The organism is Pseudophaeobacter sp. 1A09344 (assembly GCF_041008745.1).
Taxonomy (GTDB): domain Bacteria; phylum Pseudomonadota; class Alphaproteobacteria; order Rhodobacterales; family Rhodobacteraceae; genus Phycobacter; species Phycobacter gallaeciensis_A.
Genome location: NZ_JAXGFS010000018.1, coordinates 21,003 through 34,121 on the forward strand (window position 1 = coordinate 21,003; position 13,119 = coordinate 34,121).

7 protein-coding genes are annotated in these 13,119 nt (G+C 61.6%); all 7 read right to left on the minus strand.

The genetic code is table 11. From position 1 onward, the window contains the following. Nucleotides 1–55 precede the first annotated feature (55 nt). Nucleotides 56–4,132 carry an NACHT domain-containing protein gene (locus SM765_RS21435; protein WP_368981860.1) on the minus strand — a complete coding sequence of 1,359 codons (4,077 nt, stop codon included), beginning with the start codon at nucleotides 4,130–4,132 and terminating at the stop codon, nucleotides 56–58. 108 nt (nucleotides 4,133–4,240) lie between these two features. Continuing rightward, on the minus strand, nucleotides 4,241–6,241 hold the full coding sequence (locus SM765_RS21440; RefSeq protein WP_368981896.1) for a type IV secretory system conjugative DNA transfer family protein: 2,001 nt from the start codon (nucleotides 6,239–6,241) through the stop codon (nucleotides 4,241–4,243). A gap of 8 nt (nucleotides 6,242–6,249) precedes the next feature. Next, nucleotides 6,250–8,583, minus strand: a complete 2,334-nt coding sequence (locus SM765_RS21445; protein ID WP_368981861.1) for a relaxase/mobilization nuclease domain-containing protein — start codon at nucleotides 8,581–8,583, stop codon at nucleotides 6,250–6,252. Then, the gene (locus SM765_RS21450) at nucleotides 8,570–9,163 is read right to left on the minus strand and encodes a helix-turn-helix domain-containing protein (RefSeq protein ID WP_368981862.1); all 594 of its coding nucleotides are present in this window, start codon (nucleotides 9,161–9,163) and stop codon (nucleotides 8,570–8,572) included. The genes SM765_RS21445 and SM765_RS21450 overlap by 14 nt, the downstream gene beginning before the upstream one ends. 549 nt (nucleotides 9,164–9,712) lie before the next feature. Continuing rightward, a complete protein-coding gene (locus tag SM765_RS21455; RefSeq protein WP_007120662.1) occupies nucleotides 9,713–9,919 on the minus strand; it encodes a hypothetical protein in 207 nt (68 codons plus the stop codon). A gap of 493 nt (nucleotides 9,920–10,412) precedes the next feature. Next, nucleotides 10,413–11,429 carry a nucleotidyltransferase family protein gene (locus SM765_RS21460; protein WP_368981863.1) on the minus strand — a complete coding sequence of 339 codons (1,017 nt, stop codon included), beginning with the start codon at nucleotides 11,427–11,429 and terminating at the stop codon, nucleotides 10,413–10,415. Between the two features lie 133 nt (nucleotides 11,430–11,562). Further along, the gene (locus SM765_RS21465) at nucleotides 11,563–12,492 is read right to left on the minus strand and encodes a DUF2493 domain-containing protein (RefSeq protein ID WP_368981864.1); all 930 of its coding nucleotides are present in this window, start codon (nucleotides 12,490–12,492) and stop codon (nucleotides 11,563–11,565) included. Between the last annotated feature and the right edge of the window lie 627 nt (nucleotides 12,493–13,119).

Here is a 13,119-nt window from a genome sequence, read left to right on the forward strand (position 1 = left end):
TTAATGGAACTTGGGGCGAAGCTTGCTGACTGTGAGTTGATCCTACTCACCTGTTTCAAGCACCCTTTCTTCGTTTATCGACGGCCTCGATCATCGACTGAGGTCGAGATACGTCCAGAACCACAACCGAAAGCTTCTCCCTCAAATGAAGCGGAAGATCATCTGCTAACATCGCCTCAAGCGCCGCGGCACTCTCGGGACAGTCGGTGCCATCGCTTCTCTTAGGGGCTTTGAACTCGGTGCCGAACCAAAAGACGAGATATATCCCTAAGCCGCAGGCGTCTGGATCCGCGGCATAACCAGCGAGCTGGGTCGAGGAGGCCGTCCAGAGCTCGGCGTTGTAGTGCCGCTTGGCCTCAATTGGCAGATTCTTGCCGGCATGACTCAGCATCAGGACGTCGACCCTCGTGTTTTCGCCGCGACGGGCCTCGGGAAAGCTCGCCGCAATGCCGTATCCTTCGAACCGCGGACGAAGCAGTTCCAGGAGGCGATCCCTGTCCTCGTTCTCGATCTGTGGTTCGGTTGCCGCTCCATACTTATCGGTGTTCCAGAACCGCTTCCAGGGAGTCTCACTTCCGGTCCTGAGCGTGCTCTTGTACCTCTCGACCTCTTCGAGAACGATGGCTGCAAGGTCCGACGGAGTCGCCGGAGAGCCATTTGCGAGCGCGCTCATCAGATGGCTCACAGAAGGAGCCGCGAATTGCTCATCGCCCAGCTTGCGGGCGTGCTCCGCTGCTGCATGAGCCATATGGGGCGCCCAGCTCGAATCGACCTTGGTAGCGAGTTCTTTCAGGTGTTCGCCTGCTTCAGCCGAATCTGAGACTCCAAGACGCCGGATCGCGGCCCTGACAATCCCGCTCACTCCACCTGAGTGCCGCCAATCATCGTCGCGTGCCGGGTGTTTTTTCCCAAGAACGCTAATCCTGATTCTGTCCAGCAGGTCGATGTCCGGACATAGCTCGTTGAATGTCTTGGCGAGGTCTCCGTTTGGAGCCAACAGAGCAGCTTCAAGGTCTTCTTCCGAGAGCCGATCGGCAAATTCCTCAGGCATCAGCGCCAGGCCGACGAACGACCAAATATTTCGTTGTTTCTGCTCGAGGTCGTCACGTTCCAAGGTGCGGCGTGCGAGCTCTAACAATTCGCCGATATTCGAACTGCCGGCGCATGCCCCGATCGCCTGCCTAAGAGCGAGATCTGGCAGCCCCGGCCTCTCGCCAAGCAGGCCAACCATACAAAGTGAGACCAGTGCCGGTTGGTCTGCATTCGTAAGATGATGGATGGCGTCAAGGTCATCATCACCCGCATCGAGAGCGGCGTTCCAGTACCGCAGCATCATGTCAACGCCTTGCCCGGGGTCTTGGGCTAACCGGCCAACTGCCCAGGCAGCAATCGATGGATCGCCGTCGCGGCTGAAATAGGCTTGCCGAAGCCCGACCAAAGCGATGATCAACGGAGACGCGTCGATATCGGTTACACGGTCGTGTAACAGCGCCAGATGCAATCCCGCCCCAACGACATGTTCTTGGGGGTAGGCGCCATTGGTGGCTTCGGCTTTGCCGAGGTCCTCTACGCTAACCCTGATATCAGTGTGGATCGCAAATTGAACGAAGCCTTCGGCGATCGCCGCCGCGATCTCCTCATTTGTGTATTTGACGATGTTTTCGAAAGGCGATTTGTCCTTGCTGATCTGGCCATTCCGGTAGTGTTCGGCAGCCCATCTCAACACACCGAACTGGGTGGGAGCACCGCTTGCGATAACTGCGAGATTCGGCGTGAGCTCTGCGATATTGCCATTTCGCGATTTCTCCGTTTCTTGGTCCTGCTTGGCCTTTCGCTTCGCCTCCTTCTTTTTCCATCCTGCGTTCGGGTCGGAGAGGAGAGACTTGATAAAGCCCTTGAAACCGCCTTCCTGCTCCAGCAGCAACACGATCGACTCTTGCCATTTCGGCCAGTGCTCTTCGCTGCGGGCCGCATAGGCAGCGATCTGAAACATCCTCTTTCGGGCCGCGCCCGGCTTCGTCGCCGTAGCGAGGTTCAACAATCCTCGGATCAATGCGTCGGATGGCAGCCTTCTTGCGGTCGAGATATATTCGTTGCTGACCACCCAAGGGCCGTCTTCGGAGGAGCTTTCTTCCACGAGGGCGAGGAACAGCTCCAACTCGCGACGATCTGAATCGTGGTCAATCCATCTCCGAATGGCCTCAACAACGTCGCTGTCGAGCATATCCCATCGATGTTCTCGAAGATTGCTGAGCCACGATAGAAGCCGGACTGCGGTGATGTCCGGGTTGGCATCGATTGTGACAACAAACGCACGGTCTAGGAGCGACTGGACCTGCGATTTGTGCCGGCGCTTAGCGTCACTTCTTCCAATACCGTTGTCGAAAAAATCCGGTCGCGGAGACCGCGCGATCGCAATGCTCAAAGAGACCAGCGAACCAGTGTCGTCGTTGTCCTCCCCATCCCGCGTTTTCGCAGGCAAGCTGTCGAAATCCACCAGCAGCGCGTGGAGATCCGAGAACTGAACATCCTTCGTTGGCATGCGCGACAGAACGCGGGCGCGGATTGCCAATTGGCCTCGGCCCACCGTCATGGCGGCCAGATCGTCCAAAAGGCCACGTTGCATTCCATCCCTGTCGCTGGTTTTTGAAACGAGGATTTCCGCCGCTCTCTCCCGCATCCAAAGAGGTCGGGCAGCGTCGAGTACGATATCCCGCAGCTTCTCCGACATGCGCTCAACAGGCGGACCGTCCGCGAGTGCCTGAAGGACGGTGACCTGCAGATGACCGCGGACCTCGGCGTCGAGAATAGCTTTGAAATCGTAAGCGAGATCATCGTCGGCAAGCCCCCCAACGACAGTCGCGTCATCCTGCGAGGACAGGAAGAACGGGTCATCACGATCCAGGTGATAGAGGACTTCTCGTCGTCCAGCCGTATCGAATGCCGCGGCGTCGCCATATGCCAGCACCGTAGCTGCATCATTACGAATGAGCCGTCGTGTCCCACCCGGATCTCCTGCCGATTGCAGGTGAGCGGCAAACCACGCATATAGGCCCCTGAGCTCGCTCGGGGCCTTTTGGTCGGTTCCCGTGATGAGGGCAATCGCCCGCCGCAACGGAAAAGCGGGCGTTTCCCCAGCGCCGATAACCCTTCTTGCCAGAAAACGTCCTGCTAGAAACTCAGCGACGGTTCGGTGAAACGGCGCGAACGCATGTCCATCGCCCCTGAAAAGCGCGGTGTCCAACGCGGCTTCAAGAACGCGCGTTTCGAGCCCCAGGGAATGCGTAGCGACATACTCGTTTTCGGTTGACCCAGGAGGTAACGCGTTTGAACGCCAGAGCACTTTCGCCCCGGAAGCGAGAAGGTAGAAGCTCATGGTGGCGGCAGCGGAGAGGATTTCGTCAGCCCCAGGTCGCGGATCTGTTTCGCGCTCCGGGTCGTATTCGTGGGCAAGCGCCCTCGTCGCCTTCTCGAACAAATCAAAACGAGATGTCGGCCATACGCCGTTCGAGACGACAACCGAGTGAAGTAATCTCAGACTGAGTGGATTTTCCAGAAATGCACCGGCACCCCGGTTCCGCGCTTCACCGACGAACCGCTCTGGATCGGGTTCTCCCAGAGAGGCCAAGACCAATTGCGCCTCTTCGTCGCTCAGCGGCAGGAGATGGGCCACAACGATGGGCTCGTTGTTCGCCGCACGCCGCATCGCGTTGATGTCTGCGGTCGCGCGCCAGTCCTCAGCGCGGCAGGTGAGGCGCCATCTGCGTATATTGCTCTTCGAAATCGCGTTGGCGAGACGCAGGAGTTTGTCTTTGCCACCATCACCCGAGCGATATTCATCGAGGGCATCAAGATAGGCGCTTCCAGACTCGCCGATCGGTGAGCCGTTCATCACTTCCCGACAGGTCGCAATCTCGCCACCCTCGGCACGAGCCTCTTGTTCCAGAGCCGTCGATTTTCCCGCGCCGGGCTCGCCGAGCAAAACAACATATGGCTGGCCGCGCAGATGGCTCAGCGGTTGAACCACACTCTCGTCATGAACTTGTACGGCGACTCGCCTGTCTAAGGATGCATTTTCCATTTCGGGAAGATACTGACCCGGGGTTGCTTTGAAAACATGAAGCAGCTCCAATTCATAGAGCGAGTCCGACGTCGGCTTTTTCTCAGAACAGCGTGTATCTTGAGGCAGCAGCGAAAGTCCGGAATCCGCCCGTCCGACCGAAAAGCGACCCTCTCCGGCCTATCGGGCAACCAGCTTTTGACCACCATCCTCTCGCAACATCGCTTCCATGTCGTCCAAGCCATCGACCGCGGAGCGCATTTGCGCCTCACCCTCGGCACTAACTGCCTCGGTATCCGTGACTTGGCCCCCAAAATCCATCTCCATCTGCAGCTGTTCCTCTGCGACGACAGCTTGAACGACAGGCGCAGTCTTCTTTGGGGCAACATCGGTTTGCTCTGACGATTGGCCATCAGCAGCCTGGCGTCCAGCCACTACATCGGCTTCAGATCCACGGGGCCCGTCTGATGGCGGCGTCATCGGCATGGCGCGCATACTCAGCGGCAGATTGCCTTGCGGCCCCCCTCCCCCCGGGTTCGGGAACGGCAGCTCCCCTGACTGTGCGTCGTGGATCGCCTTAAACAGCCGATCGTCAAAATACTGGATCCGTTTTGCACGGACCGGCATTTGGGCATCGATCACCATGACGATCTCGTCGAGCGGCAGGCGGCGCGCCTCGTCTTCGGGGAGCAAAGAGCTTTCCTCGGTCCGTGTCGATTGGCTGCGGCCCTCGAAAGGATTCTTGCCGATGGATTGAGATCGCGTGACGACGGTTTTGGTGGTTTTGCCGACGGCCTTGCTCAGCTCCTCGACGGTTTTTTCATCGGAGGGCGTCAAGTAGAGCTTCACGCCGGCATTGCCCTGCAGCGCGCGGCGGGTGTTCTCGCCATAGATTTCATCGAGGGCGGGAATGGTCTGGGTGACGACGGCCAGATGGCCACGATAGGTCCGCAGGGTCTCGATGCTCTCGACCACGATGGGCATTTTGCCCAATCGATTGAACTCATCGAGCATGATCATCACGGGCCACGGCTCGTCTGACCCGGGGTCCTTTTCCTGCATGGCGGAAAGGAGATCGGAGAAGAAGAGGCGGATCAGCGGCGCGAGGGGTTTGACCATCAGCGGCTGGACCACGAGATAGACGGAGAAGCGTTTCTTGCGGATCGTCCGGAAATCAAAATCCGACACTGCCGTCGCCTCATCGATGGCCGGGTTTTGCCATTGATCGAGCCCCGAGGTCATCAGGAGCGAAACGTAGGAGGTCAGAGTGTCATTGTTGGTCGAAGCGAGCCGAGTGAAGATCAGCTTGGCGGCCCTGTTCTCCACCTCGTGGCCCCGCGCGAAATACTCCTTCTGCTTGTTCCCGCCCGAGGCGGCGATGCGGTAGATCTCGCCCAAGGTCGGGCGCTTGCGCTGGAAGGCCAAGAGCCCTGCCGCGACGAAGAGATCGATCCCGCCTTTGAGGAGGCCCTGCACCCGGTCATTGTCGCTCTGCAGGAAAAGCGTCGCCAGAAGCTGCAATTCCATCTGCTGGCGCGCGGGATCTTTCAGTTCGAAGATACGCAGGAGCGGGTTGTAGCGATGGGTGCGCTTGCCCTCCCAATCGGTGGGGGCAAAGCGATAGACCTTGTCGCCCTGGGCTGCGCGGTGCCGGGCCGTGGCCTCGAAACACTCGCCCTTTACATCGAGGGTGACGGCAGAGCCCTGCCAGGTCAGCAGGTTCGGAATGACAAAGCCCGTGGTCTTGCCGCGACCCGTGGGGGCCACGATCAGCGCGTGTGGGAAGACCTTCGAGCAGATGTATTTCGCGCGGGAGCCCGGCGCCCCAAGTTTGCCGAGGATGAATCCCGTCCCGGGTGCGCCGAAGAAGCCGTTGGCCTTCATCTCGCGCGCGCTCTGCCAATGGGTCTGGCCAAAGCGCGTCAGGGCAGATCCCGAGAGGGCAAGGCTCAGCATCATGCCGGCGGCTGCAAAGCTGCCGATGATCAGGTGGATGAGTTGGGCGTCCTCCGGGCGGCGATCGAGGATCGCCAGATAGTTCTGCGCGATATAGGCGAAGTCGATCTCGGCCCCGAAGCCGAGATCCTGATACGTCAGCACGGCCGAGGCGATGACGTAGCCCATGGCGCCGGTCACAAGCGTCACCAGCAAAACGCCGGTCGCGATCCGCGCCTTTCCCATGGCGGCGCTCAATGAACCTGACCCCGCTCGGTTTCGCCATCCACGTCCGCAGCACGGTGTTTTTCGTATTCGGTGTCGGCGAGTTCATCGACCACCTGGCGCAAGGCCTCCGTGTTGGCCGTCGCGGCATCGGATTGCAGATAGACCTTGGCGACATAGAGCCGTTCGAGGCGGTCCTCGAGAACCTTGTCCAGCGCATCGGCATCGCCGGATGTGAGCCGGTCGAGTTGGCGTTCATCCAGCACCCGCGCGATCTCCTCGCGGAAGGCGTCCCGCTCCGCCTCGGTCTCGAAGGGCGCGGACAACTCCCCCGCCCGCTCATGGTCCAGAACACGCGCAATCTCGTCTGCAAGGCGGTCGGCACGGTCAGACTGCGGCGCAGTTTCATCGCCGGTGGCTAGACGTTCGTCGCGTGTGCCAACCCCAATTCCGTCGCGAAAATCGGTTTCGCGGCGGACCTGATTGATGGCCTCCGTGTCGCGTATCTCGACGACGGCGGCATAGGTCGCGCCGAGCCCACGGGCGAGGTGGGACGGCATGTCCGGATAGCGCGCGCGCAAGTCATCCGTGACAGCATCTGCAACGGGCGTACGGACATCGCGCCCGTCCATGATCCGGTCGACCTCGCGGGTGATCTCGCTGGCGCGGGCCGCATCGGTGATGGTCTCCCTGTAGGGCTCAGACCGGTCGATCACATCGCCAGGGCGTGCGAGCAGCTCCGGATGTGCCTCAAGATACGCGCGCTGCTCCGCCTCGATCCGGCGTTCCCCCCGCGAGACCACCTCCCAATCCCGGTCCTCGATCTGCTGCGCTGTCAGGCCGTCGGCGCGCATCTCCTGCCGGATTGTCCCTTCCATCGCCCGCACTGCGTCCTCATGATAATGGAACCGCTCGCTGACCGGTTCGGCTTCCACGACGCCATCCCGGCGCAGCACGTTTTCACGTTCCAGAAGCGTGCCAAGCGCTACATGCACATCGTTGAGAATGTCGCGCGCCTGTTCCAGATCAGCGCGGCGTTCGAGGTTCAAATCGCGCGCCTCGGCCACCTTGGAGAGATCATCGGCGATCCATTGATGCTCGAGCGCTGCATTTGAGGCGCCCGTGTCGATTCGGGCCACAACTTCCGATGCGCTGATCCCGGTGCCGCGCAGTGCAGCATCGATCCGTGAGCGCAGGCGCGGCTCAGTGAGGCGCTCCAACTGGCTCACCTGGATATTGGCCTCGGAATAGACCCCGCCCTCCGAAGGAGTCTCTGACAGCGTGGATGATCGCAATCCGAGCGGCTGCATGTTCTGGACCTGCGTCTGGATTTCGATAAAGCGTTTTTCCAGCACGGGACGTTCCGCGTCAGGCTTCTCGGCGATCATGCCCTGCACCCGTGCCAGCTTCTCCGCATAGAGGCTTCTCAGGTCCTCGAAGCTTTGATCCTCGGCCATATAGACATCTCCTGTTCGGTCCACCTGCCCGCCGCGCGCCAGCACCTCGCCCGCGCGGAAGAGGGCCGCGGCAATATCCTCGCGGGCTTCACGCGAAGCCTCCGCAGCAAGCGAATGGTAGACAGTTCTGGTGTTGGCGATCTCCGCGAGCGTCCGCGTCAAGTCGGCCCCCACACGTTCCCGCTCGCGGGGCGCGCGTCCCGCTTCCTTCGCCGCATAGACCTCGCTGGTGCGGGCGGGGTAATGCATGAGCCCCCGATCCACCCGGCGCGTGGCCTCGAGGCGTACGCCGTACTTCTCAGCCTCCTCGACCATGGCGAGGCGGAAGTCGTCATAGTTGAAGCGATGGTTGCGCCCCAGAAAGAAGAATTCGCCCTCTTGCGAGCGGCGGTTCAGCACCAGATGCGCATGGGGGTGATCGCGGTCCTCATGCACTGCGATGATGTAATCGAAATGCCCCGCGTCGGTCTGGAAGAACCGCTCAGCCACATCCGTCGCGATGTCGCGCACGTCCTCGCCGCGGGTGCCAATGGGGAAGGACATGAGCATATGGGTGGTCTGGCCTAGCTTCGGTTTGAAGCCCGCGTCCCACCGCTTGGCAAAGCGCTCGGTGAGGTCCTTGATGTCCTTCGCCTCGAGCTTCGTCTTGCCATCGAGGAACCCGCTACTGTCCACGATATGCGTGGACTTGGTGGTGAGGTAATCGAGCTGGTTCATCAGCTGCGATTTGGTATGCGTTCCCCCGCCCCGGATCGCCTTGAAGACCGCTGGCCGATGCCCAGCTGCCGCACGCACAAGGCGGCTCTGTTTGGCCACGTGCAGCCCCTGCATCGAACCCCGGATGCGGCTCCAGCCGTCCCGGAAGACCTCACCCGTGACGGCATCGACCGCATCATTCAGCCGCATGAGCAAACTCCTTCAGCGCGGCCGTGGCCTCGAGCTGCATCGCATCCCGACGGCGGCGCAGGAGCAGGTCGATCTCGTCAGCGGAATCCAAGATGAACCGCGCCAGCCCGCGCATCTGCGCAAGGCGCAATTCGGTGAACTCGGCACGCGCACCTCCCACGGCCCCCTGCCCCATCCGGTTGGCCTGCGTCATCTGCTTGGCGATCTGTGCGACCCCATTGCCAACCTCATGCAAAGAGGACCTGTATCGCGCCATCTCTGCTGCCATCTGCGCGTCCGGAACGAACACCCCGCCCGCCGCCTGAATGAGCCGCCGCAGCCCCTCGGCCCGGCTCTCGATCCCGGCCTTCGCGAGCACCTCGTCGAGCGCCGCAAGCTCCGCAGCCGTGACCTTCACACTGACCGCAGAGACCGGGATCGCTGCATCTGCCTGACGCTCGGCATCGGCTTTCAGGGTGTATTGGATCGCTCGCACCGACACGCCAAAGCGGTCCGCCAGCACTGAAGTGGAAACGCCTTCCGCAGCTTCGCGAACGATCTGCATCTTCTCCATCTCTGTCAGGCGTTTTGAGCGCGACATGCGAAGAAAGACCCCCTATTTCCTGCCACCTTCCACCAAGGCTGCCCCCACCTTACGATAATATACCGATCTGTCAATTATATACTTATGTTGCATTCAGGCTCAGGCAGCCTTGGTGTCCGCTTCCCCTGCGGCCCGCAGGGACGCGGGCCTACCCCCTCACCATCAAGAACCCCACTTGTCACATGGGGTCCCTTCCCCAGCACCGCCCGAGGGTCTGGCCGAACACGCATGTGTTCGGACGGAACCGCGGGCGGGCGCAAACACCACCGACAGGGCGGACAGGCAGGGTCAAGGAGGGCCAGATTTGGGTCCCCAAATCTCTGCCGCAAAAACCGGGAGGCCCTGGCCGATAGGTTTTTGCGGATGGCCCCCTTGAGGCTGACTGGCCGGTCTGTCGCGGCCTGATCATTCCGGGGGAAGTGCGTCCGTTGAATGCGCAGCGACCGGCGGCTTCGTGAGGTCGCCTCGGGCGATCTGACCGCCGGACCCGGCATCCCAGGAACAGGGAACGGGCCGCCTGATGGCGGCCCATCCTCGTCAGAGGATTCAGTCCTGCGGGTCCTTTGCGCTCGGTGGGAACATCACCAGCTCCGAGACCGCGACGGGAAAGTCGAGCTTGAGGCTGAAGAACTCCGAGCCATCCCCGTTGCGGGTGTTGCGGAACATCGCACCCACGCGCTGGAAGCGGGTGCGCTCCTGGCCATCGGTGTCGGTGAACTTGACGGGGACGGTGGCGACGTAGTGGTTGGTCATTTGGGTTACTCCTTTTTGCGATGGGGATCTGCCAGCACGGGGGCAAGAGGCCCGGTCGCAAGCGCAAATGCGGAGGGTCCGCGGCCCCGCCGTGGAAGCCGTATTTGTGCTTGCCGGAGCGAAGCGCAGGGCACGATTGGGCCGACCCCGTGTGATCCACATCTATGAGCAAAAAGGAGTGATCCGGATGACCCCTGCCATCACGCAGCCGCCACCGTCCGCGCCCAGCCGAACCTGGCCGAGGTGCTGAGGAAGTCCGCCCGCGAGGGTGCGATGTTCCGAAACGCCGCCTGATGGGTCGTGCTGGGCTTCAGCCTGAAGCTTGGCTTCGACCGAGCGGCCCAAATGCCTGTTTGTGATTTCTCATTGCAATGATCCTTGGCCACCCCCCGAAGATGGGTCGCAAGCGGGAAACCGTAAGCATCGGCTCAGGACCAAGTCGCGTGCTAGCTGGATATCCGGTCAAGGGTTCCATAAGAGATCTTCGCAACGATCACGCGCCAAGGTTCTCGAGTATTGTCTGTGTCCCGGGCATCCGTTTCAGTGAGCTGCCAATATGCTCCCGCCAGCGCGGTCCGACGTCCATGGCCGTGGAATAAGCTTGCGACAGATCATCGGGACGGTCCTCGGCCATCGCTTCGATCAGGAAAGCCGCCTGCTCTCGGTCCTTCGCCGATTTGAGGCTCCCCGCTCCGTCACGCCTTCGATCGGCAATGATCAGCTTGTGGATCGCATAGCGTTCCGGGCGCGGCACCTGCACGAGAATACCAGATCTATAGATCGCCGCCGCATGGATCGGCTCGGCAATCAGGAAGTTGAGATAGTTCAACGCCTGGGCGTTCACGCCCAAGGCGGGCAGCTCTCGAATGGTCTCATCGCCGAACGCCGGTGTGAGGAACTCGACGAGCTGGCCACTGCCGCCCTGAGCCCATCGCCAGGTCCGGCCTTGGTCAATGGCGGGAAGGGGATCAAACTTTAGAGCCGAAAAGGTCTCGGCCAGACCCGGATCAACCTGATCCTGCAGCGCCACGCTGAGCTTTTCGAACTGGGCGATGTCGATGTCGCCGGTATTGGCCATCCCGCCTAGCGGAAGGCGAACACCAAGCTCGCCCTCATAGAGCCGGAACGCGTTCGTCCCGACAATGGTGCCGCCCAACCGGAAGGTTCCGGCTGCGGCCATGGCCGACAGGATCGAGCCGGTCGCCCGGTCGGTCGGTGTCATGCCTTCGGCCCGCAGAAGTCGAACGAGCCGCGACCGCTCTGCCTGCCGCTCCTTGGCGGTCGCGCGCAGCTCTTCGATCCGGTCGATGCGCGCGCGTGTCTCGTCGCTGTCTTCGCCGATATAGGTGAACTGCATCTCGGTTCCGACGCGTCGCGCGGCGTACCAATAGGCCTTGTCGCCGCGCTCCTTGAGCGTGGGCTTACCTTCGACACCGGACAAGGCGTCGTCCTTCAGGAGACGCACCAGATCGGTATAAGCGCTCATCGCGATGCTGCTGAGAGGTGTCATGCCAATCATTTCCAAGTTTTGCTTGGCACGCATATACCTATCAAAACAAAAAATTGCTAGGCAAAAGGAACTGAGGGTACCTCCACATCCCTGAGAAACGACGAAAGGGCCGCCCGAAGGCGACCCTCGCAACTCACGTCTCCGCAGTCTTCATCGCCGGGTCCGCAACCCGCATGACCGTCAGGCCTTTCGCTTCCGCCTTTTGCCCGAGGTTCAGTGCGACCCCGTTGCCACCGAAGAGCACGACCCCCGTCGCCGCGAATTTGTCGTCCAGCATTTCGTCGTTGCACTTGAATGGTGCCGCCCGCCCATGTGCGGACCAGCGCGGATCGAAGCGCGCTTGTGCTATCCCGCGTGCCCGGGCCCACCGGGCCGCAATCATCTCCGCCCCGTGCTTGCCACCCTTGTGGCAGAGGAAGATCTCCTGGTTGCGGTTCTGCCTGATCCGCTCGCGAACCTTGTCGAGCGTGTTGAAGATCACATCGACATCGGTCCAGTCGGTGGCGCCTGAGACGATCAGGGGCACCCCCTCGACTTTCGACTTCTCGGCGGTCTCACGGTCGTGCTGCTCCAGGAGCTGCCGTGCCTCGAAGACCGCCCCGGTCTCTTGCGCCCGGACGCTCGCACGCGACCCGGCTGCCGGAATGAAGGCGTGGCCCGTCTCGATCTCGTAGCATTCCGCCGCCGCCTCGCTCATCACCTCGATGGCGCCGACGATCTCGCGTAGCTGCAAAAAGCGCGCCTGCGCCTCTTCGAGCGCGGTCTCGGCGATCTCCGATCCGTCGTGGGATTTTGCCAAAGCGCCGATCTTGTCGGCGGTGCGGTCGACCTCCTTGCCAAGCGCCACCTTGCGGCGTTGCAGGATCGTGGCGAGCCCATGGGCCAGCGGTTCGATTTCCGCCTCAAGGCCGGTCCCGCGCAGCGGACCGAGCAGAGCCTCGAAGCTTTCGCGGATGATGCGGTCGGTCAGGATGTGATCCTCGGGGATCGGCAGCTGTGCGTCCTTCTCGGTCAGCCCAAAAAGCTCGATGGTCTCGTAGGTGTTCGCAGTGTCGTAAGCCATGTCTGGTCTCCAGTATTCGGTTGTTGAACCACCACGTGAGTGTGGGGGTATGGCCGAATGCCTGGTTTCCGAATCTGCCCGGGTCAGGGACGGCGCAACCGCCGGCTTGCCGGGCGCAAAAGTTTTCTGCGCGCAGCACCGGACACATGCGCGCGCTCACGCACGAGACCGTCCCACGCCACAGGCCCTGCCCTCGCCGAAAAGTTTTGCGATCCTTGAGGCGGGCTGATTTGGGGGCCATCCGGAGGATATGCTTCCGCACTCATGTGTGTGTGTTTTGACGGTAGGTTTGCCCGACCCGAGCAGGCAAACGGCCCGACCGGACGCGGGAGACGGATGAAGCGGCGGGATCGTTTTGCCTCGCAAAACAGACCAGAGCGCAATCCGGCGGAGCGCCCGAGGAGGGACGTGCTCGCGAGGCGGGCAAACCGGCGGCCTGGGTGCGACGCCGCGGTGAGGCCGCATGGCCGAATGCGCGACGGACCGAAGGGCCGTTCTCCCTGCGACATGGCTGCCGAGCCGGGGAGGTTGGAAGGCCTAAGCCAAGGTTGACGTGCGGGCGAATCCGCCACGAGCCATACAAAACTCCTATCACAGATTACGACATTGGGGCTGGGAAGCGGTTGC